Raw genomic sequence first — 24,997 nt, forward strand, 5'->3', positions numbered from 1 at the left:
CGAAGGAGCACAGTCGTCACCATCGCGCACAGCGTGCCGCGGGCACGGCCGACCGAGTCGAGGAGACACGACCCCCATGAGCAGCGCAGCGGATCAGGCCGACGCGATCGTCGTCGGCGCGGGACTGGCGGGCCTGGCGGCGGCGGCCGAACTGGCCGACGCGGGCAAGCACGTGATCCTGCTCGACCAGGAACCCGAACAGTCCCTGGGCGGACAGGCGTTCTGGTCCTTCGGCGGCCTGTTCTTCGTGGACTCCCCCGAGCAGCGCCGGATGGGCATCCGCGACTCCAGGGAGCTCGCCCTCCAGGACTGGATGGGCACCGCCGGCTTCGACCGCCCCGAGGACGCGTGGCCGCGCAGGTGGGCCGAGGCGTACGTGGACTTCGCCGCCGGGGAGAAGTACTCCTGGCTGCGGCAGATGGGCCTGCGGCTCTTCCCCATCGTGGGCTGGGCCGAGCGCGGCGGCTACCTGGCCGACGGGCACGGCAACTCCGTCCCCCGCTTCCACATCACCTGGGGCACCGGTCCGGGCGTGGTCGCCCCGTTCGAGCGCCGGGTGCGCGCCGCCGCCGAGCGGGGGCTGGTCTCCCTGCGGTTCCGCCACCGCGTCGACGAGCTGGTCGTGACCGGCGGGGCCGTGACGGGCGTGCGCGGCACCGTGCTGGCGCCCAGCGACGCCGAGCGCGGCCGGGCCAGCAACCGCGACGCCGCCGGGGAGTTCGAGCTGTCCGCGCAGGCGGTCGTCGTCACCTCCGGCGGTATCGGCGCCAACCACGATCTGGTGCGCAAGAACTGGCCCGAGCGGCTGGGCACCCCGCCCGAGCACATGCTGTCGGGCGTCCCCGAGCACGTGGACGGGCGCATGCTCGGCATCACCGAGCAGGCGGGCGCGCAGATCATCAACCCCGACCGCATGTGGCACTACACCGAGGGCATCCAGAACTGGGACCCGATCTGGTCCCGCCACGGCATCCGCATCCTGCCCGGGCCCTCGTCGCTGTGGCTGGACGCCACCGGCAAGCGGCTGCCCGCCCCGTACTTCCCCGGGTTCGACACCCTGGGCACGCTGGACCACATCATGAAGAGCGGCCACGACTACACGTGGTTCGTGCTCTCCCAGAAGATCATCGAGAAGGAGTTCGCGCTGTCGGGCTCGGAGCAGAACCCCGACCTGACCGGCAAGGACGTCCGGCTCCTCCTCAAGCGCGCGCTGCCGGGCGCGCCCGGACCGGTGGAGGCGTTCAAGGAGCACGGGGTGGACTTCGCGGTCGCCGGCCGGCTGCCCGCGCTCATCGAGAAGATGCGGGAGATCGCCGGGGACGGGGTGCTGGACCCCGACACCGTCACCCGCGAGGTGGTGGCCCGCGACCGGGAGATGGTCAACACGTTCACCAAGGACCTCCAGGTGACGGCGATCCACGGGGCCCGCAACTACCGGGGCGACAAGCTGATCCGGGTGGCGTCCCCGCACCAGATCCTCGACCCCAAGGCGGGCCCGCTGATCGCGGTGCGCCTGCGCATCCTCACCCGCAAGACGCTGGGCGGGCTGCACACCGACCTGGACGCGCGGGTGCTGCGCGCCGACGGCACCCCGCTGCCGGGCGTGTACGCGGCGGGCGAGGTCGCCGGGTTCGGCGGCGGCGGCGTGCACGGCTACCGCGCCCTGGAGGGCACCTTCCTGGGCGGCTGCCTGTTCTCGGGCCGGACCGCCGGCCGCGCCGCCGCGGCCGCGCTCTGAGGCCCTGACGGAGGCGAGGCGCCGGACACCCGTCGCGGGTGTCCGGCGCCTCGTGCTCGCAGGGGGTGTCAGCCATCCGAGTCCGGGGACCCGGGCCCCTCCTTGCGGGGTCGGCCGCGGCGGGGGATGTCCCCGGCCTCCTTCGGCATCCGCCCCGCGTCGTCGAGGGCGCGGCGCAGAAGGAATTCGATCTGGGCGTTGGTGCTGCGCAACTCCTGGCCCGCCCACCGCGCCAAGGCGTCGTGGACGGCGGGGTCGAGCCTCAGCAGCACCTTCTTGCGCTCCGGCACGGCCACCTCACCCCGTTACTGGTACAGCGTCCCCGTGTTCACGACCGGGCTGGCGGGGCGGTCCGAGCACAGCACGACCAGCAGGTTGCTGACCATGGTGGCCTTGCGCTCCTCGTCGAGCTCGACCACGTGCTCCTCGGACAGCCGCGACAGGGCCCGGTCGACCATGCCCACGGCGCCCTCGACGATCTCCTGGCGGGCGGCGATCAGGGCGCCCGCCTGCTGGCGCTGGAGCATGGCCTGGGCGATCTCGGGCGCGTACGCCAGGTGCGTGAAGCGGGACTCCACGATGCGCACGCCCGCGGCCTCGACCCGCTGTCCGACCTCCTCCGACATGCGCTCGGTGATGGCGTCGGCGTTGTCGCGCAGGGACAGGGCACCCTCGGCGTCGTAGGAGTCGTACGGGTAGTGGCCGGCGATGTGGCGCACGGCGGCCTCGGTCTGGATGGACACGAACTCCACGAAGTCGTCGACCTCGAAGGTGGCGCGGGCGGTGTCCTCCACCTGCCACACGACGACGGCGGCGATCTCGATGGGGCTGCCCGAGGCGTCGTTGACCTTCATGACGGAGGTCTCGTGGTTGCGGATGCGCGTGGAGACGGCGTTGCGGTCGGTCAGCGGGTTCACCCAGCGCAGGCCGTCGGTGCGCACGCTGCCGACGTAGCGGCCGAAGAGCTGGACGACGCGGGCCTCGTTGGGGGAGACCATGGTCAGCCCCAGCATGAGGAAGAGGCCGACGACGGCGATGACGGCGCCGACGATGATCGCCGCGAGGAGCGGCACGGCCTCGACCAGGAAGGGCGAACCGGCGACGGCGGCGCCGACGAGCACGATCAGCAGGGCCAGCAGGAACATGCCGATGCCGTCGCGGCTCTTGGCCGTGGTCTCACGGTACTGCGGGGCCTCCCGGTAGCCGGGGGCGGGGGCGGCGGATTCGGTCATGTGCGTTCCTTCTCTCTCAAGTGATGACGCGAGCATAGCATTGTGATATCACTTTTTATAGGAGCCGGGCCACAGGGGCCCACAAGACCGAGAGGAGACGTGGACGCGATGACCACCGACACACCGCGTTTGCGCCCGCCGCACCACCGCGTGGACCCCCGGGCCGTCCGCTGGTGGACCACCCGTTCGCTGATCGCGACGGTCGCCCTCACCGCGGTCCCCGTCGTCCCCGCCCTGATCTGGGAGCCGGTCCGCTTCTGGTTCCTGCTCGCGGCCGCCGCCATCGGGGTCCCCGGCCTGCTGATCACCTTCGTGATGCCGCAGTGGCGGTACCGGGTCCACCGCTGGGAGGTCACCGACACCGCCGTCTACGCCTCCAGCGGCTGGTTCTGGCAGGAGTGGCGGGTGGCCCCCATGTCGCGCATCCAGACCGTGGACACCGCGCGCGGGCCGCTCCAGCGGGCGTTCGGGCTGTCCAGCGTGACCGTCACGACCGCCTCGGCCGCCGGGCCGATCGAGATCGCGGGCCTGGACCACGCCCTGGCGACCCGGGTCGCCGACCAGCTCACCGAGACCACCCAGGCGGTTCCGGGGGATGCCACGTGACCACCGCGCAGCGACCCCCGACCGAACGCCCGCTGGGCGACTGGCAGGGCCTGAGCCCGCTCAGCGTGTGGGCCAACACCGCCGCCGGCGCCCTCTTCATCGTCCCCGCCGCCGTCGTGGGCACCGTCGTCCTGATCGTCCTGGACCTGGCCTGGTGGGCCCTGGCCCCGCTGCCCGGGGCCCTGGCGCTCATCGCCGGGCTCACCGCCCTGGACATGATGGTCCTGAAGGCGGTCTCCTACCGCGTCACCGACGAGCGCATGGAGATGCGCTCGGGCGTGGTCGCCAAGGCCTACCGCTCGGTGCCGCGCGAGCGCGTGCGCAGTGTGGACGTGGCGGCGCCGGTCTACGCCCGGCCCTTCGGCCTGTGCGTCGTCACCGTCGGCACCGGCGAGCAGGTCGACTCCGGATCCGACCAGGTCAAACTCCAGTTCGTCACCGCCGCCCAGGGCGAGCGGCTGCGCCGCGAGCTGCTGTACCGCGAAACGCCGGCCGCCGGGAGCACCGAAGGGGCGGAGGGCGCGGGGGGCGCGGAGGAGGCCGACGGCCTGGAGCTGGCCCGCCTGGACCGGCGGTGGTTCGCCTACGCCCCGGCCACCACCGCCACCCTGGGTATCGGCATCGGTGCCATAGCGGCCCTGATCGGCGCCAACGCCCAGTCCGAGGGCTGGATCTACCGGTGGATCTCCGAGCAGGCCGGGCTGCCCAGCACCGCGGAGATCGGCGCGTTCGTCATGGCCCGGCTGCTGTTCGTCGTCCCGGCGGCGCTGGTGGGCCTGCTGGTGTCGGGCACGGTCGTCCTGGTGGCCGTCGCGGTGGAGACCTGGTGGGACTACCGGCTGACCCGGGAGTCCAACGGAACGGTGGTCATGCGCCGGGGCCTGCTCAACAGCCAGTCCCTGACGATCGAGGGCCGGCGCCTCAACGGGGTCACCCTGCACGAGCCCCTGGTGCTGCGCTCCGCCGGAGGCGCGGACGTGCGCGCGGTCGCCACCGGCCTGGGGGCCGCGGACGCGGAGAAGACCCAGGCCAAGAGCCGCCTCTCCCCGCCGATGCCCCGGGACCGAGCCCGGGAGCTGGCCGCGGACCTGATGCGCACCCCCGAGTCGCCCCTGGACCTGCCGCTGACCGCGCACCCGCGGTCGGCCCTGAGCCGCCGCCTGGTCCGCGCCGGGTGGGCCTCGCTGGCGGGCTTCGCCGTCGCCGGCGGGCTGGCGTGGCTGCACACGCTGGCCGAGGCCGCGTGGTGGGACGCCGCCCACGAGATCGAGGAACAGCTCAACCCGCTGCCGGTCGTCACCCACCTGGTGGAGGCCGCCCCGCCCTGGGGCTGGTGGCTGCTGGGGGCCGCGTTCGCGGTGGTGGCGTTCTGGTACGCGGTCGGCTCCCACCGGGCGCTGGGGCACGGCCTGCACCCGCGCTACCTGGTGGTGCGCCGGGGCATGGCGGTGCGCGACACCACGACCCTGGAGCGGTCGGCGGTGATCGGCTGGCGGATCACCCGCACGCCGTTCCAGCGCCGGGCCGGGCTGGCGCACGTGTCGGCCACCACCGCCTCGGGCAAGGGCATGTACACCGCCGCCGACGTCGGGCTGGGCCAGGGGCTGGCCTGGGCGGCGCTGGCCGTCCCGGACCTGCTGACCCAGTTCCTGGAGCGCGACGGGGAGCCGGAGGGGGCGGACGGGGAGCGCGGCTGAGCGCTCCCCCGGACCGGGGGCCGGTACGGCGCCGGGCGGCCCCCGTCGACGACGTGGCCATCACGGCCGGGGGGCACCGCATCCCGGGCCCCGCCCCCGGCCCGAAGGCCCCGGTCCGCGCTCCGGCCCCCGGCGCGTTTCCCGCGCCGGGGGCCGGGGTGTGCTCAGCGGGCGGCCGGGGCGGGCACGATCTCGAAGACCCGGTCCAGGCCCAGGATCCCCAGGACCCGGGAGACGACCGGGCGCGGCCGGGCCAGCACGAGGCGGCCGCCCCGGGCGTTCATCGCCCGCTGCGCCGCCACGAGGGCGCCCACGCCGCTCGCGTCCAGGAACCCCACACCCGCCAGGTCCACGACCAGGCACTCACAGCCCTCCTCGCGGGCCGCCGCCGCCAACCGGGCGCGCAGGCCCGGGACGGTGGCCAGGTCGATCTCGCCCTCCACCGATACCACCGTCACACCGGTGTGCGGGAGACATTCCTGGAACCGGACATCCCGTGCCACTCGAGGCCACCTCTCACCGGACGTAATCTTTCCACTACGCAACCGCGTACGAGATCGTAACCTCTCCAGAGAGGTTCCGTCAGGCTTTTGCGAGGAAAACCCCCGAAAACTCGCCGATGTGGCCGCGGGGACAGGTTCACCTCACCCCCGGGCCGGCGTCCTCGGCCTCCGGGGAAGGCCCGCACACCTCTCTCGGACACACCCGGACGCACCCCCGCACCGTGCCCCGGGCGCCCGAGTGCGGTAAAAGCGGTAGGGACACATGGTGTCCTTGAGGCCCCGGGCCGACGCACAGCGCACAGAAGGGAGGGAGCGGCGCACCCCTTCCGCCCTGCCGGGCGGGACCGCGCCGCGCACCCCATGACCGAAACCGCCGAGACCCGACCCGGCTGGTTCTCAGCCCAGGAGCTGGAGGGCATCCGCGGCCGCATGCCCCTGGTGTACGTGCAGGCCGTCCCGGTCCGGGTCGACGAGGTCGGCCAGGTCACCCACGTCGGCCTGCTGATGCGGGCGACCCCCGACGGCCGGTTCCACCGGTCGGTGGTCTCGGGCCGGGTCCTGTACCACGAGCGGGTCCGCGACGCGCTGCTGCGCCACCTGGAGAAGGACCTGGGCCCGGTGGCACTGCCCCGCGTCCCGGCCTCCCCGCAGCCGTTCACCGTCGCCGAGTACTTCCCCACCCCCGGGGTGACCCCGTTCCACGACCCGCGCCAGCACGCGGTGGCGCTGGCCTACATCGTGCCGGTGTCGGGCGACTGCCAGCCCCGCCAGGACGCCCTGGACCTGGTGTGGCTCACCCCCGCCGAGGCCGCCGACCCCGTGGTCCACGCGGAGATGAACGACGGCCAGGACGTCCTGCTGCGCCAGGCGCTGGCCCACGTGGGGCACGCCCCCTGAGCCGGGCGGGCCCCGCGGCGGCGCCGCGGGGCCCCTTCCCCGCCCCCGGGCACGGGGACACCGCGAGGGCGTACCCTCTACCCATGCCCGAAGCCCTGGCCGCCCTCGTCGACGACGCCCTGGCCCTGGTCCCCGCCCGGGGCCGCGCCCTGCTCGGCCTGACCGGCGCCCCCGGGGCGGGCAAGTCCACCCTGGCCCGGCAGCTGGTCGCCGAGGCCGACGCCCGGACCGCCCCGGGCACCGCCGGCTACCTGCCCATGGACGGCTTCCACCTGTCCAACGCCCAGTTGGAGCGGCTGGGGCGGCTGGACCGCAAGGGCGCCCCCGACACCTTCGACGCGCACGGGTACGCCGCCCTGGTGCGGCGGCTCCTCACCGAAACCGACCACCCGGTCTACGTCCCCGACTACGACCGGCGGCTGCACGAGCCCGTCGCCGCCCGCCACGTGATCGGGCCCGGCACCCGGCTCGTCGTCACCGAGGGCAACTACCTGGCCTGGGACGCCGAGCCCTGGGGGTCCCTGCGCCCGCTGTTCGCCGAACTCTGGTACGTGGAGGCCGACGACGCGCTGCGCGAGGAGCGCCTGCTGCGCCGCCAGCTGGCGGGCGGCCGCGACGAGGCCGCCGCCCGGGAGTGGGTGGAGCGCAGCGACCGCGCCAACGGGGAGCTCGTCAAGCGCTTCAGGAGCGCCTGCACCCGCGTCGTCCCCACCGGCGCGGTGCCCCGGCGCCCCGGGGGCGCCGAGGGGGCCGCGGGCGGCTGAGCCCCGCCGCTCAGGCGGCCCGGCGCAGGAACCGGCGGGCCGACCCGCGCACCAGCCACAGGTACCCCTCGGCGGAGCCCTGCTTGCCGCTCCCCCGGAGCCCGCCGTAGGCGGACGACACGATCATCTCCTTGTAGCGGGCGGCCAGGCCCCCGGTCAGGAAGGCCCCGCGCGGGGAGTCGTCGGCGTGCACGAACTGGATGAGCCCGTCACGCCGCCCCAGGCTGACGCACTGGAACAGGTAGCCGAAGGGGGCGGCGTCCGGCTCGCGCCCGGCCAGCCGGGCGGCGACGGCATCGGCCGCCGCGGTCCCCATGGGCAGCCCCATCGCGCAGGACATGCGCAGCTCCCGGCCGTCCACGGCGTCGGCGTGGGCGGCGTCGCCCACCACGTACACGTCCGGGTGGGAGACCGACCGCTGGGTGCCGTCGACGAGGGCCCGCCCGGAGCCGTCCACGGCCAGCCCGGCCCCGGCCGCCAGCGGGGAGACGTCGAACCCGGCGTTCCACACGGTGAGGTCGCTCTCCAGCAGGTCCCCGTCCTCCAGCTTGACGTGGCCCGCCTCCACCGCGGCGACCCGCGTGTGCTCGCGGACGGAGACGTCCAGGCGGTCCAGGACCCGGCGGACGTGGGCCCGGCCCCTGGCGCCGACGCCGGCCGCCACCGGGCCCGAGGTCACCAGCCGCACGTCCATGCCCGCGTGGGCCTCGGCGATCTCGGTGACGGCCTCCAGGCCGGTCAGTCCGCCGCCGACGACGGTGAGGGTGCGGGGGCGCTCCCGGGCGATGCGTCGGGCCACCTCGCGGGCGCCCTCCAGCCCGGCCAGGGTGACCGCGTGCTCGGCGGCCCCGGGTGCCGCGTCGGCCGCGGCGGTGCTGCCCAGCGCGTACACGAGGGTGTCGTAGCGCAGGGTGCGGAACCGGTCCCCGGTGCGGACGTCGACGGTGCGCGCCTCGGTGTCCACGGCCTCCACCCGGCCGACGACGAGATCGATGGCGGGGTTCAGGGAGTCGGCCAGGGGGTGGACTCCGACGTCGCGCCCGGCGGCCACCTCGTGCAGGCGGACCCGTTCGACGAACGTGTCGGTGGCGTTGACCAGGGTGACGCGCAGCCCCGCGCCGTTCGCGCGAACGTGGTGGGCGGCGCGCCGGGCGGCGGCGAGTCCGGCGTATCCGGCGCCGAGGACGAGGAGTTCGTGGACCATGGGTGCCTCCCGGTGGAGTGTTCCGTCGCCCCATGGACGGTTCGGGCCGCCGCGGATGTGACATGCCCGCGCGCCGGTCCCCCGGGTGTGGCCGACGCCATAGGCCCTCCCGGACCCCCTGCGGGAAAGGCGTTCCGCGGTTCCGCGCCCTCTCGGGGAGTGGACGCACCCCCACCCCCTTGTCCATATGGCGAGACAAATATCCCACATAGTGTCCATTAGGTCTACGATCCGGTCATCCTCCCTTTGCAGACCATCGCTCTGACCTGGAAAGAAGTCCCATGACGGACGTCGCCGAACAGCACCCGGCACCGGAGCGCGGCACCCCCGCGCCGGTGGACCCGCCGACCAACCCGCGACGCAAGGTGCTCACCGCCAGCCTCGTGGGCACGTCCGTCGAGTTCTACGACTTCTACATCTACGCGACCGCCGCGGTCCTGGTCTTCCCGGCGCTGTTCTTCCCCGAGGGCGACATGATGGCCGCCCGCCTGCAGTCGCTGGCCACCTTCGCCATCGCGTTCGTGGCCCGCCCCATCGGCTCCTGGGTGTTCGGCCACTTCGGCGACCGCGTCGGCCGCAAGGCCACCCTGGTGGCGTCCCTGCTCACCATGGGCATCGCCACCGTCGGCATCGGCGTGCTGCCCACCTACGCCCAGGTCGGCGTCCTCGCCCCGCTGCTGCTGGCGCTGTGCCGGTTCGGCCAGGGCCTGGGGCTGGGCGGCGAGTGGGGCGGGGCCGCCCTGCTGGCCACCGAGAACGCACCCGCGGGCAAGCGCGGCTTCTACGGGACGTTCCCGCAGCTGGGCGCGCCCATCGGGTTCTTCCTCGCCAACGGCGTGTTCCTCATCCTGAGCCAGGCCATGAGCGAGGAGACGTTCCTGGCGTGGGGCTGGCGGGTGCCGTTCCTGCTGTCGACGATCCTCATCGTGGTCGGCCTGTGGGTGCGCCTGAGCCTGCACGAGACCCCCGCGTTCGCCAAGGTGCTGGCCGCGGGCGAGCAGGTGCGCACGCCCATCGTCGAGGTGTTCCGCCGCAACTGGGCCGCCCTGATCCTGGGCACCCTGGTCATGGTCGCCACGTACGTGCTCTTCTACCTCATGACGGTCTTCTCGCTGGGCTTCGGCACCGACCCGGAGACCGGCCTGGGCTACGACCGCTCCCAGTTCCTGGTGTTCCTGCTGGTGGGCGTGGTGTTCTTCGGGATCTTCACCCCGGTCGCCGGGCTGCTGTCGGACCGGTTCGGCCGCAAGCCCGTCCTGGTGGCGGTGACCGCCGCGATCATCGTCTTCGGGTTCGCCATGGGCCCGCTGCTGGGCTCGGGGACCGTCGGGGTGCTGGCCTTCCTGGTCATCGGCCTGTCGCTGATGGGCCTGACCTTCGGCCCGATGGCGGCGGTGCTGCCGGAGCTGTTCCCGACCAACGTGCGCTACACCGGCGCCTCGGCCGCCTACAACCTGGCCGGGCTGCTGGGCGCGTCGTTCGCCCCCTACATCGCGACCTGGCTGGCGGGCACCTTCGGGATCGCGTGGGTGGGCGGCTACCTGGTGCTGGTCAGCGTGATCACGCTGGTCGCGCTGCTGCTGACCCGCGAGACCCGCGACGACTCGCTCGACGACACCCCGGTCAGGGTCACCGCGCGCGGCTGACCCCCGGCGGCGGGCCCGGGGAGCGGTGCGCTCCCCGGGCCCGCCGTGTGTCTACAGGCGCGCCTCGAGGGCGGCGCGGCCGGTGAACAGGTGCCCGGCCATGCCCAGCGCCTCGGCGGCCGCCACGTTCTCGCCGCGGTCGTCCACGAACAGGGTGTCCCCCGGGTCGACCGCCATCCGCTCCAGGCACCACAGGTAGACCTCGGGCTCGGGCTTGGCCACCCCCAGGCGGCCGGAGAAGGCGCGCACCGAGAACGCCGCCAGCCACGGGTTGTCCTTCTCGAAGCGGTCGGCCAGCTCGACCGGGATGTTGGACAGCAGTCCCACCGTGCGGCCCCGCGAGGCCAGCCGCTCCACCAGGGAGACCATGTCGGGGTCCACCGCCCGCCAGCTGTCGATGTCGGCCGCGATCAGCGCGGCGGCCAGGGGCGGGTCCACCTCGCGGCCCAGCCGCTCCCCCACCGCCCTCCAGTAGGCGGGCCCGTCCAGGTCCCCGCGGTCGTAGGGCAGGCGCAGGTCCCAGTAGGCGTCCCAGAACGCGGCGGGGTCGGCCGCGCCCATGGCGGCGGTCAGGCGCTCCTTCCCCTCGGCGGACTGGTGGCGGGCGATCACGCCGAACAGGTCGAACAGGACGGCTCCGGGTTCGGTCTCGGGCAAGGAGGGCTCCTCGGGGTCGGTGGGCGGCTCACTCCAGCCGTACCCGATGGCGGTCCTCCGCGCACACGGAACCGGGGGAACGGGCGGGAGGCCGGCCCTGTGGACAACCCGCCCGGGCGGGCCGGACCGGCCTACCCTGAAGGGGCGGAGGGTCGTGGGCGCCGAGACCCTCGGGGAGGGGTCCTCGGTGGTCCGGGACTCTCCTCGGGATGCGATCCACTGGTGATCGGAAAATCGCGCTCCGCGGCCCCTCCAGGCAGGGGACGGAAAATCAAGGGAAGAAGGTCCCATTTTCCCGATAAAAAGAGTTCAACCTTTGATCTCTATGGATCTGGAAACTCAGGAAGGCCTGTGACCTCGTGGGATGCGACCGTGGGCACCGGGGGTTCGGCACTCCGGATACGGGTGGCGGAAAGGCGCCCCTAGACTCGGAGGAGACCTTCGGAGAAACGGTGGAGAGAGCGCCCATGAGTGACGGTGAAGGCACCGCCCCCGGCCAGGAGCGGCTGTCCCTCCCCGAGGTGCGGCTGGACGACCTGCTCGACGAGGTGCGCTCCCGGCTCAGCGAGATCTCCATGACCCAGGAGCGCATCCGCACCCTGCTGGAGGCGGTCGTCTCCATCGGGGAGGGCCTGGAGCTCGACCCCCTGCTGCTGCGCATCACCGAGACCGCGAGCAGCCTGGTCGACGCCCGCTACGGGGCGCTGGGCGTGATCGGGCCCGACGGCGAGATGAGCCGGTTCATCCCGGTGGGGCTGCGCCCGGACGAGATCTCCTCCATCGAGCACTGGCCCCGCGGCGAGGGCATCCTGGGGCTGCTCATCAAGGAGCCCGAGCCCCTGCGCCTGGGCGACGTCTCCGACCACCCCGAGTCGGTGGGCTTCCCCAGGGGGCACCCGGTGATGCGCACCTTCCTGGGGGTGCCCATCCGCATCCGCGACCGGGTGTTCGGCAACCTGTACATGACCGACAAGCGCGACGGCGGGCAGTTCACCGGGGACGACGAGCTGCTGCTGCGCGCCCTGGCCACGGCGGCGGGCACCGCCATCGAGAACGCCCAGCTGTTCGCCGAGACCCAGAGCCGGGAGACCTGGCTGGACGCCTCCGGGCAGATCACCACCCGGCTGCTGTCGGGCGCGCCGCCCGAGGAGGTGCTGCGGCTGGTGGCCCGGCGGGCGCGGCTGATGGCGCACGCCGACCTCTCCGTCATCGCCATGCCGGGCGAGGAGCCGGCCACCCTCACCGTGCGGGTGTGGGACGCCCCGGAGGGGGACGGGTCGCCGGAGGGGGCGGTGCACGGCCGCCGCGGCGCGTCCCTGGCTGCCGGGGTGCGGGGCGCCACGCTCGCGTGCACCCCGGGCACCCTGCTGGGGCGGGTCTACCTGAGCGGCGACCCGATCCGCACCGACATCTCCGAGCACTGCGACCCGGGCATCGAGTTCCTGGCCGAACTGGGCCTGGGGGCGATCCTGGTGCTGCCGTTCGGGCCCCCGGGCGGGGCGCGGGGCGTGCTGCTGCTGGCGCGCGCCGCGGGCCGGGAGGAGTTCCCGACCGCGTGGATGGGCATGCTGGCCGCCTTCGCCGACCAGGCGGCCGTGGCCCTGGAGCTGGCCGAGGCCCGGCTGGACTCCGAGCGGCTGAGCGTCCTGGAGGACCGCGACCGCATCGCCCGCGACCTGCACGACACCGTCATCCAGCGGCTGTACGCCACCGCGATCACCCTGATGGGCACGGTGCGGCGGATCGACGACGCCACCTCGTCCCAGCGGGTGCAGAACGCGGTGACCGACCTGGACGACACCATCCGGCAGATCCGTTCGACGATCTTCGCCCTGCAGAGCTCGGGCGAGGACTCCTCCCGGCTGCGCTCGCGGGTGCTGGACCTGGTCAACGGGGCCACCGACCCGCTGGGGTTCGCTCCCCGGCTGCTCACCCAGGGGCCGGTGGACACCGCCGTGGACGAGGCCACCGGCGGGCACCTGGTGGCGGTGCTGCGCGAGCTGCTGTCCAACGCCGCCCGGCACGCGCACGCCACGGCGGTGGACGTGGAGGTGTCGGTGGCCGACGGCCGGGTGGTGCTGCGGGTCTCCGACGACGGCGCGGGCATCCCCGAGGACGCGCACCGCAGCGGCCTGCGCAACATCGTCTCCCGCGCCGAGGAGCTCGGCGGTTCGGTGGAGATCGACTCCGCCCCGGGCGGGGGCACCACGGTGCGCTGGGCGGTGCCCGCCCGCGCCCGCGCCTGAGCGGGCGCGCCCGGCCCGGGCGGGGCGCGCCCCGGCGCCGCGCCCGCCCGACCGGTCAGGAACCGCCCAGGGACAGGCGGACCGCGTAGGCGGCGGCCTGGGTGCGGCGGGCCATGCCGAGTTTGGCGAGCACCCGCGAGACGTAGTTCTTGACGGTCTTCTCCGCCAGGTACATGCGGGCGCCGATCTCCCGGTTGGTCAGGCCCTCGCCGATCAGCTCCAGCACCCGGCGCTCCTGGTCGGTGAGCTCGCCCAGCGGGTCCTTGCGGCCCGCCTCCTCGCGCAGCCGCTCCAGCATGCGCGTGGTGGACTCCGGGTCCAGCAGCGAACGGCCCTGGGCGACCGTGCGCACGGCGCCGACCAGGTCGGTGCCGTGGATCTGCTTGAGGATGTAGCCCGACGCCCCGGCCATGACGGCGCCGTACAGGGCCTCGTCGTCGGAGTAGGAGGTGAGCATGAGGATGCGCGTGTCCGGGAGCAGGGAGCGGATCTCGCGGCAGACGGTGACCCCGTCGCCGTCGGGCAGGCGCACGTCGAGCACCACCACGTCGGGGGCCAGCGCGGGCACCCGGGCGAGCGCCTGGGCCGCGGTGCCGGCCTCGCCCACCACCTCGACGCCGTCCTCGTCGTCCAGCAGGGAGCCCACCCCCCGGCGGACGATCTCGTGGTCGTCGACCAGGAACACCCGGATCGTCTCGTCGCCGTGCATCAGGTACGCACCCCATCTCCTCACCGGTGGTCCCGGTCCCGGGCCGCCGAGCCCCATTGTGGGGCAGGGGGCCGCGGGTGCGCGCCGTCCGAACGGCGCTGCCACCGGTGACACAGGTCCCGTTTTCCCAGCTTAGACAACGGGCGTTGTCGCCTATGGGGCACAACGTCCCTTTTTGTTTGGGGACTAGGGCCTCCCGGGTAGGCGCTCGGAAGAGGACCTCCGCCGGCGTCCCGGGGACCGTAGGGCACCAGCCCCGCCCCCGTTGAACAGCGACGATGGTGGGGATCGAGAAAAACGGGGAACCGATCTCGGGGGGTCGCAATGGTGCGTGAAAGCGGTGTCGGAACCGCGCGGGAACAGACGGCGGTGCCGTCCGGCCGGGCTCACGGCGACGATCTGCTGGCCGGGACCCACCGGCTCGACGAGGACGCCGCGATGCTCCTGGGCACCGATCTCGCGGAAGGGGAGACCGAGGCGACCTTCACCGTCCTGGAGCGCCGGACGTGCTTCAACCTGGCCGCCACCCGCGACATCGGCCGGATCGCCTTCACCATCGACGGCGACGCGGCGCCGACCGTGCTCCCGGTCAACTACGCCCTGGTGAACGAGACCATCGTGCTGCGCACGAGCCTGGCGGGCACCGTCATGCGCTACTCCCGCGGCTACGCCTCCTTCCAGGTGGACCACTTCGACGACGAGCGCCGCGAGGGCTGGAGCGCCCTGTTCACCGGGCGCTGCCGGTGGGTGCGCGACGCGGGGGAGCTCTCCCGCATCCCGCAGGGACGGCTGCCCGTGCCCTGGGCGAAGGGGCCGCGGGACCAGGTCCTGCGGATCGTGCCCAACCGCGTCACCGGCCGCCGGATCCAGCGCCCCTGAGCCCGGCGCCGGCGGTGCCGGACCCGCGCCGCGGCCCGTGACCGGACCCGGCCGCGACCGTGAACGGCGCGGCCGACCGGCCCGGGCGAGGAACCTCTCGGTGTGCCCGAGCGTCCACCCTGATGACGAGGGAGATCTCAGGGAGGGTACACGTGGGCCTGTTCGACGCCATCCGTGGCGAATTCATCGACATCATCGAGTGGACCGACGACGGTCGCGACACGATCGTCTGGCGCTTCCCGCGGCACGACAACGAGATCAAGATGGGCGCACGGCTCACCGTGCGGGAGTCCCAGATCGCGGTGTTCGTCAACGAGGGCCGGGTGGCCGACGTGTTCGCGCCCGGCATGTACACCCTGGAGACCCGCAACATCCCGATCCTCAGCACCCTCAAGGGCTGGAAGCACGGGTTCGACTCGCCGTTCAAGGCCGAGGTGTACTTCGTCAACACCCGCCGGTTCAGCGACTTCAAGTGGGGTACGCAGAACCCGGTCATGGTGCGGGACCCCGAGTTCGGCCCGGTGCGGCTGCGCGCCTTCGGGGGGTACTCGGTGCGGGTGATCGACCCGCCGCTGTTCATCGGGGAGCTGGCGGGCACCGATCCGCAGTTCCGCACCGAGGAGGTGGAGGGCTACCTGCGGCAGATGATCGTCAGTCGCCTGGGCAGCGCCCTGGCCGCCGCCGCCCGCGACGTCCCGGTGCTGGATCTGGCGATCCACCAGCACGACCTGGGTCAGCGCATGTCCCAGGCGCTGACCCGGGACATGGCGTCGGTGGGCCTGGAGATCCCGGACTTCAACGTCGAGAGCATCACCCTGCCGCCGGAGGTCGAGAAGGCCCTGGACAAGCGCTCCCAGATGGGCGTGCTGGGTGACCTGGACCAATACACGAAGTTCCAGACGGCGGGCGCGATCGGCGACGCCGCCACGACCCCCGGCAGCGGAATGGGCGAGGCCATGGGCATGGGCATGGGGCTGGCCACCGCCCAGCAGATGGCCCAGAACATGAACCCGCAGGCCCGGCCGCAGCAGCCGCAGCAGGCACAGGCCCCCGCTCAGCCCGCCGCCGCCCCGCCGCCGCTGCCGCAGGCCCAGTGGTTCGTGGGTGTGGACGGGCAGCAGTCCGGGCCCTTCGACGTCAACGCCCTGTCGCAGCAGGTCGGCGGTGGTCGCCTGACCCGCGACACCCTGGTCTGGAAGGCCGGCATGGCCCAGTGGACCGCGGCCGGACAGGTCCCGGAGCTCTCGGGACTGTTCGCGGCGACCCCGCCGCCCATGCCGCCCGCCTGACCGGGCACCGCGTCTCCCATCCCCCGACCCCAGAAGGCCGATATGTCCGACACCGCCGTTCCCCCGTCACCGACATCCCCCCACGAGTTCCCCTGCGGCTCATGCGGGGCCCGACTGGAGTACTCCGCCGGTACACGCCGGATGCGCTGCCCGTACTGCGGCAGCGAGGAGAAGATCCCCGAGGCCACCCGCGAGGTGCGCGAGCACGCGGTGGAGACCCTCTTCGCCCGCAGGCCGGCGGCGCAGGTGGCCGGGCACCGGTTCGTCTGCCAGGGGTGCGGAGCCCACATCCAGGGCGACCACCTCGCCCGGACCTGCCAGTTCTGCACCGCGCCGCTGGTCACCGACGACTCGGCGGACGTCCAGGTGCCGCCGGAAGCAGTGCTGCCCTTCACCGTGGAACGGCGGGCGGCCCACGACTCGCTGGCCCGGTGGGCCGGCAGCCGCTGGTTCGCGCCCAACAGTTTGAAGAAGGTCAACGAGGCGGAGCGGTTCAAGAGCACCTACCTGCCGCACTGGACCTTCGACGCCCGGACGGTGTCGGACTACAAGGGCAGGCGCGGCGAGTACTACTGGGTGACCGAGACCTACACCGCCCAGGAGAACGGCAAGTCGGTCACCAGGACCCGGCAGGTCCGCAAGACCCGCTGGTACCCTGCCCGGGGCCGGGTCTCGCGGTCCTTCGACGACGTGCTGGTCAACGCCACCACCCAGGTGGCCCCGGAGAAGGTGGACGCGCTCAAGCCGTGGCCGCTGGAGAAGGCGCGGCCCTACGCCCACGAGTACCTGGCCGGGCACGAGGCGCTGCGCTACGACGTGGAGCCCGAGCAGGGGCTGGGCGAGGCCAAGCGGATCATGGCCCGCACCATCGAGCGGGACTGCAAGCGCGACATCGGCGGTGACGAGCAGCGGGTGACCTCGGTGGACACGGCCTATTCCGAGGTCACCGGCAAGCTGCTGCTGGTGCCGGTGTGGGCGGGCGCCTACCTGCACGGCGGAAAGACCTGGCAGGTCGTGGTCAACGGGTGCACCGGCGAGGTGCAGGGCGAGCGCCCCTACTCGGCGGCCAAGATCGCGGCGGCGGTGCTGGCGGTCGTGCTCATCGTCCTGGCGGTGTTCCTGTACGTGCGGTACGGGGGCTGACGGGGTCGCTTCCGTTCACGGGGCGTCGGTGCCGCGGGCGCCGGCGCCCCGCTCCGTGTCCGGGTCCGGGCCGCCCGCCCCGGCGGGCCGGTGCAGCAGGAACATGCCGCTGTAGCGGGGGCTGTCCCGGCGCTCGCCGTCGGTGGCGACGAACTCGTCCAGGACCGCGACGATGCGCCGGTCCAGCTCGGCGATGTCCTCGTCGGACAGGTGCAGGGTGAACCGGGAGAAGGTGCGCACCGCCCCGGGCCCGGCCTCGTCGAGCTCGCGGCGGAAGGCCTGCACGGGGGCGTGGGCGGCGGCGGGCCCGGCGTCCTGGAGGGGGCTGTCCAGCCACCAGGTCTCGCCGGTGGCCCGGTAGGGCTTCTCCAGGGCGCCGCTCGGCCCGGTGCGGGGGATGCCGGGGACGAGGAAGCCCACGTCGACGAGGCGGCGCACGTGGTACAGGACGGTGCCCGGGGAGACGCCCAGGCGCTCGGCGAGCTCCTTGTTGGTCATCTCGTCCAGGCACAGGCGCAGGATGCGGACCCGCAGCGGATGCCCCAGCGCCTTGGTCTCCTCGGGGGTGGCGGGGCGGCGCTCACGCACGGGTGCGGCGGGCTCCGGCGCGTACTGCTCTGCGTCTGCCATGGTCGGATGCTACAACGATCGGGATTCGTCCAATCGATTGAGTTCTCTCGATCGCCCTGGCAGGATCGGACGATGACCTCCCCTTCCACCCCCCGTGGCCTGGGCCGCCCCTTCTGGAGCCTGTGGGCCTCGTCGTCGCTGTCCAACCTGGCCGACGGCGTCCTGAAGATCGCGCTCCCCCTGGCCGCACTGCGCTTCACCGACTCCCCCCTGCTCATCGCCGGGGTGTCCCTGGCCCTGTCCCTGCCCTGGCTGCTGTTCTCCCTGCCCGCCGGGGCCCTGGCCGACCGGCTGGACCGGCGCCGGATCATGCTCGCCGCCAACACCGCCCGCGCCGTGCTCGCCGCCCTCCTGGCCCTGTCCGCGGCCACCGGCACCGGCGGGATCTGGGCGCTGTACGCGGTCGCCCTGGGCGTGGGCGTCACCGAGACCCTCTACGACACCTCGGCCCAGTCGATCCTGCCCCAGCTGGTCCCGCGCGACCGGCTCGACAGCGCCAACGGCCGCCTGCACGCCACCGAGATGGCCATGAACCAGTTCGTCGGCCCACCCCTGGGCGGCCTGCTGGTGGCGACCGGTCTGGCGCTGTCCCTGGCGACCCCGGCGGCCCTGTGGCTGGTCGCCGTGGGGGCGCTGCTCCTGGTCCCGGGCCGGTTCCGGGTCGACCGCGAACGGCCCTCCACCATGGGCGCCGACATCGCCGAGGGGCTGCGCTACCTGTGGCGGCACCGCCTGCTGCGCGCGTTCGCCGCGATGGTCGGCATCAGCAACTTCGCGAGCAGCGCCGCCTTCGCCGTGTTCGTGCTCTACGCGGTCGGGCCGGACTCCCCCATGGGGCTGGCCGAGCCCGCCTACGGCGTTCTGCTCACCACCTCCGCGCTGGGCGTCATCCTGGGCTCCCTGACCGCCTCCCGCGTCGTGGGCCTGCTGGGCCGGTCCCTGTCCATGCGCGTCTCCGCGGTGACCTTCGTCGCCCTGGTCGGGGTGCCCGCCCTCACCGCCGACCCGTACCTCGTCGGCGCCGGGTTCTTCGTCGGCGGGCTCGGCATCGCCGTGTGGAACGTGACCACGGTGTCCCTGCGCCAGCGCATCACCCCCGACCACCTGCTGGGCCGGCTCAACAGCGGCTACCGGCTGCTGGCCTGGGGCACCATGCCCCTGGGCGCCGCCGCCGGCGGGGTCATCGCCCAGTTCGCCGGGCTGACCTGGGTGTTCGCTTCCATGGGGGTGTTGAGCGCGGTGGTCCTGGTGTGGCTGCTGTTCATCGGCGACGCCGACATGGACCGCGCCGAGGCCGCCGCCTCCAAGTGAAAAACCCTGGACACCCGCTCACCCGGCCCCGGACGATGGGCCCCATGACACCCACCCCTCCCCCGCCCCGCCGGGACGCCGAGGCCGAGGTCCTGCACGGCGGCAACACCTCGGGCCCGGTGCTGCGGGTCGGCGGCACCGTCCGCAAGCAGTGGCACCGGGCCGCGCCCTCGGTCGTCCACCTGCTGCGGCACCTGGAGAAGCACGGCTACGAGGCGGCGCCCCGCTCCTACGGGCGCTCCCTGACCGGGGACCAGCTGCTGGAGTACGTGCCCGGCACCCTGGCCGACCAGGGGCCGCCGCTCACCGCCGCCGAGCTGCGCCGGCTGGGCGGGCTGCTCCGCCGCCTGCACGACCTCACCGCCTCCTACCGGCCCCGCCACCCGCAGCAGGCGGTGTGGGACGTGCCCATCCCGGACCCGCGCGAGGAGGTCCTCTGCCACAACGACCCGGCCCCGTGGAACCTGGTGCGCGACGGCGACCGGTGGGTGTTCATCGACTGGGACGGGGCCGGTCCGGGCACCCGGATGGGCGACCTCGGCTACGCCGCCCACGGGTTCGTGCCCCTGCACCCGGGCGGCGACCCGCACGCCCAGGCCGCCCGCCTGCGGGCTCTGGCCGACGGCTACGGCTGCGACCGCGCCCAGCGCGAGGAGCTGCCCGACGCCGCCCACCACCGGGTGCGCGGCATGTACGACCTGCTGGTGGAGGGCGGCCGCACCGGCCGCGCCCCCTGGGCCGACCTGTACGCCCGGGGCCACGCCGACCACTGGGGGCCGGCGGCGGACCACATCGCCCGCCACCGCGCCCTGTGGCTGGAGGCCCTGCTCTCCTAGACCGCGCGCCAGGCGTAGGCGGCCGAGACCGGGTGGCCCCGGTACTTCTCCCACTTGGGCTTGGCCGCCACCCAGGTGTCGTCCACCACCCCTTCGACCATGTCCACCGGGGTCCACCCGGAGGCCAGCGCGGCGCGCAGCTGCCCGCTGATGAGGTGGACATGGGTGGTGATCGCCACCGACTCCCCCGTGGCGTCGGTGTAGTGGGTGGGCATCCCCGACACCATCGCGAACTGCGGGTGGTAGGACGCCAGCAGGAACAGGCCGCCGGGGCGGACCAGGCGGCGCGCCTCGGCGTAGAAGGGCGCCAGGTCGGGCAGGTGCTCGTCGATCAGCGAGGACACCACCAGGTCGTAGGCGCCGCCCGCCAGCCCGGTGTCGCGCACGTCCGCCTCGGCCAGGGTGGTGTGGGCGCCGCGCCCGCGGGCCCGCTCCAGCATGCCCGGGCTCAGGTCCACCCCGTCGATCGCGCCGGCCACCCCCTTGCCGCGCAGCCAGGCGGCGGTGCGCCCGGTGCCGCAGCCCAGGTCCGCGACGCGGCCCACCCGAGTCCAGTCGGGGTGGGGCAGGCGCTCCAGCAGCGCCAGGTCCATGGCGTCCAGGACCGAGTCCTCGTAGGTGGCCGACCAGCCGTCGTAGCCGGTGGCGACGTCGACGGTGCGGTAGTTGCGGGTGTCGTAGGCGGAGAAGTCGAGCATGGCCCCGAGTATCCCCGCTCCGGGCCGCAGGCCGCGAGCCATTAATAAATGCGTTGCCCGCGCCCCGGCCGTGCCCCTACGGTGAAGCCATGTCGGCCTTCTTCGGTGTGACCGACCGTGCCCCGGCCCGGTCCGCGCGCGCCCACGACCTCGAACTCCGGCCCCGCCCCAGCGGCCCGGGCCGGTGACCGGACCCCTCCGAGAGCACCGCCGTTCCCGTACCTTCCCCGGTGCGATGTCGGCGGTGCCAGGGGGTCCGTCCTTCCTCTGACAGCGCCCCGGTCCGGGCCCGACCGCGTCCCTTTTCCCTCGGGACGGGTCGGCGGGCCTCCTTTTCGTACGCGTGCCCTCGGGCCGCTCCTGCGGTGTGCCGCCCGTCCCCCGACGCCGCCCTTCCGGGCGGCCGACAAGGACCTCTCGTGGTACGCACCGTACGACCGCGCCCGGGGAACGACCGCCGGCGCCTGTCCCAGAACTTCCTCACCGACCCCGCCGCGGCCCGCCGCGTGGTGCGCCTGGCCGGGGTGGACCCCGACGGCCTGGTCCTGGAGGTGGGCCCCGGCGACGGGGCGATCACCCGCTTCCTGGCCCCGGCCGCGGGCCGGCTGGTCGCCTACGAGCTGGACGCCCGGCTCGCCGACCGCGTCTCCCGCCGCCACCCGGGCGTGCGGGTGGTGTGCGCCGATTTCACCCGGGTGCGGCCCCCGAGCGAGCCGTTCTCGGTGGTCGGCAACATCCCCTACTCCCGCACCGCCGACATCGTGCGGTGGTGCCTGGCCGCGCCCGCGCTGACCGGGGCGACCCTCATCACCCAGTGGGAGTACGCGGCCAAGCGCACCGGCGGCAACGGCCGCTGGAGCAGGCTCACCGTGCTCACCTGGCCGCGCTGGTCGTGGGAGCGGGCGGGCCGCATCCCCCGGCACCGGTTCCACCCGGTGCCCCGGGTGGACGCCGGGGTCCTGCTGCTGCGCCGACGCGCCGACCCGCTGCTCGGCCCGGCCGACGCCGACGGCTACCGCCGCTTGGTGGAGCTCGGGTTCTCCGGGGTGGGCGGCTCGCTGCGGGCGTCGCTGCGCCGCGCCCACCCGGCCCGCCGGGTCGACCGGGCGCTGGCGGCCGCGCGGGTACCCGGGGGCGCGCCCGTCGGGTTCGTCTCCCCCGACCAGTGGCTGACGGTGTTCGAGCACCTGCGCCGGTGAACGCCCGCGGGCCGGGCCGGCCGGGGTCCGGCCCGCGGGGTCTACAGTGCCCCCATGCGAAACGTCCCCCTGCGGAACCTCCCCTCACGCCTGGTGCTCCTGGCGCCGATCGCCCTTCTGGCGGCCTGTTCCTCTCCCGGCCCGGGGCTGGAGTTCCTCCCCGCCGGGTCCGGCTACGGCACGGGGCCGGGGCCCACCACCCCGCCGCCGGAGGCCCCCTCCCCGCGGGTGGACCCGTCGGCCCTCCCCGGCACGGAGCCGGCGGGCACGCCCTTCGGCGAGCCCGTGGCCGTGCCCTTCCCCGTCGGGGCCTACGAGCACGAGTACGACGGCACCGCCGACGTGCTGTACACCGTCGACGACGTGGCGGCCACCGCGCCGGGCACCGTGGGCTTCTCCCTCACCGTGGAGGTCCCCGACCTGGGCAGGGTCTTCGGGATGGGGAACATGGCCGTCACCTGCGACGCCGGGGACGGCCCGGTGGCGGCCGGCATCGACGACGCGCCCGGCGAGGCCGAGGCGGGCACCCACGCCTTCGCCATGGAGTGCCCGGTTCCCGAGGAATCCGTGGAACTGCTCGTCGCGGTCGAGCACCACGGCGAACACCTGGAGTTCACCGGCGTCCCCGGCTGACGCCCGCCCACACCCGCAGGACCGCGCCGACCGCCGCGCGGGGCCGGCGGTTAGGATGCGCACATGCGTGCTCTTCCCCCCGGCGTCGCACTCCTCGCGCCGCTCCTGGCCCTGACGGCCTGCTCCTCCCCCGACCCCCTGCCCGAGGGCACCCCCTTCGGCGAACCGGTGGCCGTCCCCTACCCGTTCGGGGTGGAGGGCGACACGGATCCGGGTGACACCGTGGACGTCCTCTACACCGTCGACGACGTCGTCGTCACCGCCGACACCGGGGACGGACGGCGCGTGGAGTTCGTCGTCACGGTGGAGGACCCCGGCCTGGGGCGCCCCTTCGACCTGTCCTCCCTGACGGCCTCCTGCGAGGTCGACGGCCGGCCGTACGAGGGCCGGAGCGAGACCCCCCTGCCGACCGTCGAGGGCGGCACCCATGACTTCACGATGGGCTGCACGGTCCCGGGCGGCACCGAGGCGCTGCGGATCATCGTCCAACGGGACCGGGCCGAGGCGGGGTTCGCCGGTCCCATCGACCTCCTGCCGACCTGACCCGGCGCGGGGGAGGCGGCGTGCCGGGACCCGCCGTCCGCGGCCTCCCCCGTCCGGGGATCACACCCGCAGGACCGCGAAGCACTCCCCCGGCATCCGCACCCGCCGCCCGTCGGTCTCCGGCATCCCGTTGGCCAGCAGCAGCTCGTGCGGGACGGCGTCCAGCACCGCCTCGGCGGGCTCGGCGCCCAGGTTGCACACCACCCGCAGCGATCCGCGCACCAGCACCAGACACCGCCCGTCCCCGGAGGCCGTCACCGCGAACCGGTCCAGCCGCGGGTCGGCCAGCTCCGGCTCGGCCCGGCGCAGCGCGATGAGCGCGCGGTAGGCCTCCAGGACCTCGGCGTGCCCCTCCCGCCCCGGCTGGGACCAGTCCAGCACCGCCCCGTCCCGGGTGGCCGGGTCCATGGGGTCGGGGATCTCCGAGGCGTCCCAGCCCAGGGCGGCGAACTCCCGCCGCCGCCCGTTGCGCACGCCCTCCACCAGGTCGGGGTCGGTGAAGGACGCGAAGAACGGCCAGGGGGTGGTGGCCGCCCACTCCTCCCCCATGAAGATCATCGGTGTGTACGGCGAGCACAGCAGCAGCGCCGCCCCGCACACCAGCAGCCCCGGGGACACGTGCTCGCCCATGCGGTCGCCGCGGGCCCGGTTGCCGATCTGGTCGTGCGTGGCCAGGTACCCCAGGAACCGGTACCCCGGCACGCGCGCGGTGTCCACCGGCCGCCCGTGGGTGCGGCCGCGGAACGACGAGTACGTCCCGGCGTGCCGGAACACCCCGGTCAGCACGGCGGGCAGCACGTCGGGCCCGGCGAAGTCGGCGTAGTAGCCGTGGGTCTCGCCGGTGAGCGCCACGTGCAGCGCGTGGTGCAGGTCGTCGGACCACTGGGCGGTCATGCCGGCCCCGCCCGCCTCCCGCGGCAGCACCGTGCGCGGGTCGTTGCGGTCGGACTCGGCGATCAGCGACAGCGGCCGCCCCAGGGCGGCGGCCAGCGCGTCCACCTCGGCGGACAGCTCCTCCAGGATCGGCACCGCCCGGTCGTCGCGCAGGGCGTGCACGGCGTCCAGCCGCAGCCCGTCCAGGCGGTAGTGGCGCAGCCACCCCAGGGCGTTGTCGATGATGTGGCGGCGCACGGGGTCGGAGTCGGGGCCGTCGAGGTTGAGGGAGGGCCCCCAGGCGTTCTCCCCGGAGAAGTAGGGGCCGAAGCGGGGCAGGTAGGCCCCGGAGGGGCCCAGGTGGTTGTGGACCACGTCCAGCAGGACGGCCAGCCCCCGCCCGTGGCAGGCGTCCACGAACTCCTTGAAGGCGTCGGGCCCGCCGTAGGGTTCGTGCACCGCGTACCAGAGCACCCCGTCGTAGCCCCAGCCGTGGGTGCCGTCGAACGCGTTGAGCGGCATCACCTCCACGTGGGTGACCCCCAGGCCGACCAGGTGGTCCAGCCGGTCGATCGCCGCCTTCAGGGTGCCCTCGGGGGTGAAGGTGCCCACGTGCATCTCATAGACCACCGCGCCCGCCAGGGGCCGCCCGGTCCACTCGGACTCCCAGGCGAACGCCCCGTGGTCGTACACCCGGCCGGGGGCGTGCACCCCGTGGGGCTGGTGCAAGGAGCGCGGGTCGGGCAGCGGGAGGGGGTCGTCGTCCAGCAGGTAGGCGTAGTCGGTGCCGGGCCCCGCCCCGTCGACCCGGACGCGCCACCACCCGTCGGGGCCGCGCTCCATGTCGACCACCCGGGGGTCGGGGTCCCCGGCCGCGCCCAGGCGCAGCCGCACCCGGTCGCGGTGCGGTGCCCAGACCGCGAAGTCGCCGTCCACTCCCAGTCCCGGTGTGGGGGACCCGTCGGTGATGATCTCCGATTCGCTCACGGACACCTGCCTACCCGAAGGCGCGGCGGCCCACCCGCGCGACACACGGGTTCCGGGGGCTTCCGCGGTTCCTCCCC

At 74.1% G+C, this 24,997-nt stretch carries 24 protein-coding genes; 15 read left to right on the forward strand and 9 right to left on the reverse strand.

Features of this window, described 5'->3' with window-relative positions; translation table 11 throughout:
• Window positions 1-76: 76 nt before the first annotated feature.
• The gene (locus tag KGD84_RS16675; RefSeq protein WP_220561356.1) at window positions 77-1,738 is read left to right on the forward strand and encodes an FAD-binding dehydrogenase; all 1,662 of its coding nucleotides are present in this window, start codon (window positions 77-79) and stop codon (window positions 1,736-1,738) included.
• A gap of 68 nt (window positions 1,739-1,806) precedes the next feature.
• Here the strand turns inward: KGD84_RS16675 and KGD84_RS16680 are convergent, their stop codons facing one another.
• Window positions 1,807-2,028 (reverse strand): type II toxin-antitoxin system antitoxin, encoded by a 222-nt coding sequence (locus tag KGD84_RS16680; RefSeq protein WP_220561357.1) that lies wholly within the window; start codon window positions 2,026-2,028, stop codon window positions 1,807-1,809.
• Window positions 2,029-2,043: 15 nt separating this feature from the next.
• Window positions 2,044-2,970: an SPFH domain-containing protein gene (locus tag KGD84_RS16685; RefSeq protein ID WP_220561358.1), complete on the reverse strand. Its 927-nt coding sequence runs from the start codon at window positions 2,968-2,970 to the stop codon at window positions 2,044-2,046.
• A 108-nt stretch (window positions 2,971-3,078) separates the two neighbouring features.
• On the opposite strand from KGD84_RS16685, the gene KGD84_RS16690 reads away from it, so the two are divergent.
• Both KGD84_RS16690 and KGD84_RS16695 read left to right on the forward strand, forming a co-directional pair.
• Window positions 3,079-3,576: a PH domain-containing protein gene (locus KGD84_RS16690; RefSeq protein ID WP_220561359.1), complete on the forward strand. Its 498-nt coding sequence runs from the start codon at window positions 3,079-3,081 to the stop codon at window positions 3,574-3,576.
• On the forward strand, window positions 3,573-5,273 hold the full coding sequence (locus KGD84_RS16695; RefSeq protein WP_220561360.1) for a PH domain-containing protein: 1,701 nt from the start codon (window positions 3,573-3,575) through the stop codon (window positions 5,271-5,273). Before KGD84_RS16690 ends, KGD84_RS16695 begins: the two co-directional genes overlap by 4 nt.
• A 164-nt stretch (window positions 5,274-5,437) precedes the next feature.
• Here KGD84_RS16695 and KGD84_RS16700 read toward each other — a convergent pair whose 3' ends face one another.
• Window positions 5,438-5,776 carry an STAS domain-containing protein gene (locus tag KGD84_RS16700; RefSeq protein ID WP_220561361.1) on the reverse strand — a complete coding sequence of 113 codons (339 nt, stop codon included), beginning with the start codon at window positions 5,774-5,776 and terminating at the stop codon, window positions 5,438-5,440.
• 360 nt (window positions 5,777-6,136) lie between these two features.
• On the opposite strand from KGD84_RS16700, the gene KGD84_RS16705 reads away from it, so the two are divergent.
• Together KGD84_RS16705 and KGD84_RS16710 are read left to right on the forward strand one after the other, a co-directional pair.
• The gene (locus KGD84_RS16705) at window positions 6,137-6,673 is read left to right on the forward strand and encodes an NUDIX hydrolase family protein (RefSeq protein ID WP_220561362.1); all 537 of its coding nucleotides are present in this window, start codon (window positions 6,137-6,139) and stop codon (window positions 6,671-6,673) included.
• An 83-nt stretch (window positions 6,674-6,756) separates the two neighbouring features.
• Window positions 6,757-7,437 carry a nucleoside/nucleotide kinase family protein gene (locus tag KGD84_RS16710; RefSeq protein WP_220561363.1) on the forward strand — a complete coding sequence of 227 codons (681 nt, stop codon included), beginning with the start codon at window positions 6,757-6,759 and terminating at the stop codon, window positions 7,435-7,437.
• Window positions 7,438-7,447: 10 nt separating this feature from the next.
• On the opposite strand, the gene KGD84_RS16715 is transcribed toward KGD84_RS16710, so the two are convergent.
• On the reverse strand, window positions 7,448-8,641 hold the full coding sequence (locus KGD84_RS16715; protein ID WP_220561364.1) for an NAD(P)/FAD-dependent oxidoreductase: 1,194 nt from the start codon (window positions 8,639-8,641) through the stop codon (window positions 7,448-7,450).
• A 281-nt stretch (window positions 8,642-8,922) separates the two neighbouring features.
• On the opposite strand from KGD84_RS16715, the gene KGD84_RS16720 reads away from it, so the two are divergent.
• Window positions 8,923-10,287: an MFS transporter gene (locus tag KGD84_RS16720; RefSeq protein WP_220561365.1), complete on the forward strand. Its 1,365-nt coding sequence runs from the start codon at window positions 8,923-8,925 to the stop codon at window positions 10,285-10,287.
• A 51-nt stretch (window positions 10,288-10,338) separates the two neighbouring features.
• Here KGD84_RS16720 and KGD84_RS16725 read toward each other — a convergent pair whose 3' ends face one another.
• Window positions 10,339-10,944: an HAD family hydrolase gene (locus tag KGD84_RS16725; RefSeq protein WP_255646609.1), complete on the reverse strand. Its 606-nt coding sequence runs from the start codon at window positions 10,942-10,944 to the stop codon at window positions 10,339-10,341.
• 467 nt (window positions 10,945-11,411) lie between these two features.
• On the opposite strand from KGD84_RS16725, the gene KGD84_RS16730 reads away from it, so the two are divergent.
• Window positions 11,412-13,190, forward strand: a complete 1,779-nt coding sequence (locus KGD84_RS16730; protein ID WP_220561366.1) for a GAF domain-containing sensor histidine kinase — start codon at window positions 11,412-11,414, stop codon at window positions 13,188-13,190.
• Between the two features lie 55 nt (window positions 13,191-13,245).
• Here KGD84_RS16730 and KGD84_RS16735 read toward each other — a convergent pair whose 3' ends face one another.
• Window positions 13,246-13,899 (reverse strand): response regulator, encoded by a 654-nt coding sequence (locus KGD84_RS16735; RefSeq protein WP_220561367.1) that lies wholly within the window; start codon window positions 13,897-13,899, stop codon window positions 13,246-13,248.
• A gap of 324 nt (window positions 13,900-14,223) precedes the next feature.
• Between KGD84_RS16735 and KGD84_RS16740 the strand changes: the two genes are divergently transcribed.
• The 3 genes from KGD84_RS16740 to KGD84_RS16750 all read left to right on the forward strand — a co-directional run bounded on the left by KGD84_RS16740 (window position 14,224) and on the right by KGD84_RS16750 (window position 17,210).
• Window positions 14,224-14,778, forward strand: coding sequence for a pyridoxamine 5'-phosphate oxidase family protein (locus KGD84_RS16740; RefSeq protein WP_220561368.1), 555 nt, complete (start codon window positions 14,224-14,226; stop codon window positions 14,776-14,778).
• A gap of 152 nt (window positions 14,779-14,930) precedes the next feature.
• A complete protein-coding gene (locus KGD84_RS16745; RefSeq protein ID WP_220561369.1) occupies window positions 14,931-16,067 on the forward strand; it encodes an SPFH domain-containing protein in 1,137 nt (378 codons plus the stop codon).
• Window positions 16,068-16,208: 141 nt separating this feature from the next.
• Window positions 16,209-17,210, forward strand: a complete 1,002-nt coding sequence (locus tag KGD84_RS16750; protein WP_255646610.1) for a hypothetical protein — start codon at window positions 16,209-16,211, stop codon at window positions 17,208-17,210.
• Between the two features lie 15 nt (window positions 17,211-17,225).
• Here the strand turns inward: KGD84_RS16750 and KGD84_RS16755 are convergent, their stop codons facing one another.
• A complete protein-coding gene (locus KGD84_RS16755; RefSeq protein ID WP_220561371.1) occupies window positions 17,226-17,840 on the reverse strand; it encodes an ArsR/SmtB family transcription factor in 615 nt (204 codons plus the stop codon).
• A gap of 72 nt (window positions 17,841-17,912) precedes the next feature.
• On the opposite strand from KGD84_RS16755, the gene KGD84_RS16760 reads away from it, so the two are divergent.
• Both KGD84_RS16760 and KGD84_RS16765 read left to right on the forward strand, forming a co-directional pair.
• Window positions 17,913-19,151 (forward strand): MFS transporter, encoded by a 1,239-nt coding sequence (locus tag KGD84_RS16760; RefSeq protein ID WP_220561372.1) that lies wholly within the window; start codon window positions 17,913-17,915, stop codon window positions 19,149-19,151.
• A gap of 44 nt (window positions 19,152-19,195) precedes the next feature.
• Window positions 19,196-19,987, forward strand: coding sequence for a phosphotransferase (locus tag KGD84_RS16765; protein WP_220561373.1), 792 nt, complete (start codon window positions 19,196-19,198; stop codon window positions 19,985-19,987).
• Here the strand turns inward: KGD84_RS16765 and KGD84_RS16770 are convergent.
• Window positions 19,984-20,685, reverse strand: coding sequence for a class I SAM-dependent DNA methyltransferase (locus KGD84_RS16770; RefSeq protein WP_220561374.1), 702 nt, complete (start codon window positions 20,683-20,685; stop codon window positions 19,984-19,986). The two genes, KGD84_RS16765 and KGD84_RS16770, sit on opposite strands and share 4 nt — an antisense overlap.
• A 419-nt stretch (window positions 20,686-21,104) precedes the next feature.
• Between KGD84_RS16770 and erm the strand changes: the two genes are divergently transcribed.
• From erm to KGD84_RS16785, 3 genes are all read left to right on the forward strand, one after another.
• Entirely contained in the window at window positions 21,105-21,884 is a 780-nt protein-coding gene (gene erm / locus KGD84_RS16775) for an ErmE/ErmH/ErmO/ErmR family 23S rRNA (adenine(2058)-N(6))-methyltransferase (RefSeq protein WP_220561375.1), read from the forward strand.
• Window positions 21,885-21,938: 54 nt separating this feature from the next.
• Entirely contained in the window at window positions 21,939-22,517 is a 579-nt protein-coding gene (locus KGD84_RS16780) for a hypothetical protein (protein ID WP_220561376.1), read from the forward strand.
• Window positions 22,518-22,580: 63 nt separating this feature from the next.
• Window positions 22,581-23,060, forward strand: a complete 480-nt coding sequence (locus KGD84_RS16785) for a hypothetical protein (RefSeq protein WP_220561377.1) — start codon at window positions 22,581-22,583, stop codon at window positions 23,058-23,060.
• Window positions 23,061-23,120: 60 nt separating this feature from the next.
• Here KGD84_RS16785 and treZ read toward each other — a convergent pair whose 3' ends face one another.
• Window positions 23,121-24,920, reverse strand: a complete 1,800-nt coding sequence (gene treZ / locus KGD84_RS16790; protein WP_255646611.1) for a malto-oligosyltrehalose trehalohydrolase — start codon at window positions 24,918-24,920, stop codon at window positions 23,121-23,123.
• Between the last annotated feature and the right edge of the window lie 77 nt (window positions 24,921-24,997).

Source organism: Nocardiopsis changdeensis (assembly GCF_018316655.1).
Classification (GTDB): domain Bacteria; phylum Actinomycetota; class Actinomycetes; order Streptosporangiales; family Streptosporangiaceae; genus Nocardiopsis; species Nocardiopsis changdeensis.

Bases quoted from the DNA above. Each gene is read 5' to 3' on its own strand.
- KGD84_RS16675 (WP_220561356.1), top strand. From the start codon at position 77: ATGAGCAGCGCAGCGGATCAGGCCGACGCGATCGTCGTCGGCGCGGGA.
- KGD84_RS16685 (WP_220561358.1), bottom strand. From the start codon at position 2,970: ATGACCGAATCCGCCGCCCCCGCCCCCGGCTACCGGGAGGCCCCGCAG.
- KGD84_RS16690 (WP_220561359.1), top strand. From the start codon at position 3,079: ATGACCACCGACACACCGCGTTTGCGCCCGCCGCACCACCGCGTGGAC.
- KGD84_RS16705 (WP_220561362.1), top strand. From the start codon at position 6,137: ATGACCGAAACCGCCGAGACCCGACCCGGCTGGTTCTCAGCCCAGGAG.
- KGD84_RS16710 (WP_220561363.1), top strand. From the start codon at position 6,757: ATGCCCGAAGCCCTGGCCGCCCTCGTCGACGACGCCCTGGCCCTGGTC.
- KGD84_RS16715 (WP_220561364.1), bottom strand. From the start codon at position 8,641: ATGGTCCACGAACTCCTCGTCCTCGGCGCCGGATACGCCGGACTCGCC.
- KGD84_RS16720 (WP_220561365.1), top strand. From the start codon at position 8,923: ATGACGGACGTCGCCGAACAGCACCCGGCACCGGAGCGCGGCACCCCC.
- KGD84_RS16730 (WP_220561366.1), top strand. From the start codon at position 11,412: ATGAGTGACGGTGAAGGCACCGCCCCCGGCCAGGAGCGGCTGTCCCTC.
- KGD84_RS16735 (WP_220561367.1), bottom strand. From the start codon at position 13,899: ATGCACGGCGACGAGACGATCCGGGTGTTCCTGGTCGACGACCACGAG.
- KGD84_RS16740 (WP_220561368.1), top strand. From the start codon at position 14,224: ATGGTGCGTGAAAGCGGTGTCGGAACCGCGCGGGAACAGACGGCGGTG.
- KGD84_RS16750 (WP_255646610.1), top strand. From the start codon at position 16,209: ATGCGCTGCCCGTACTGCGGCAGCGAGGAGAAGATCCCCGAGGCCACC.
- KGD84_RS16755 (WP_220561371.1), bottom strand. From the start codon at position 17,840: ATGGCAGACGCAGAGCAGTACGCGCCGGAGCCCGCCGCACCCGTGCGT.
- KGD84_RS16760 (WP_220561372.1), top strand. From the start codon at position 17,913: ATGACCTCCCCTTCCACCCCCCGTGGCCTGGGCCGCCCCTTCTGGAGC.
- KGD84_RS16765 (WP_220561373.1), top strand. From the start codon at position 19,196: ATGACACCCACCCCTCCCCCGCCCCGCCGGGACGCCGAGGCCGAGGTC.
- KGD84_RS16770 (WP_220561374.1), bottom strand. From the start codon at position 20,685: ATGCTCGACTTCTCCGCCTACGACACCCGCAACTACCGCACCGTCGAC.
- KGD84_RS16780 (WP_220561376.1), top strand. From the start codon at position 21,939: ATGCGAAACGTCCCCCTGCGGAACCTCCCCTCACGCCTGGTGCTCCTG.
- KGD84_RS16785 (WP_220561377.1), top strand. From the start codon at position 22,581: ATGCGTGCTCTTCCCCCCGGCGTCGCACTCCTCGCGCCGCTCCTGGCC.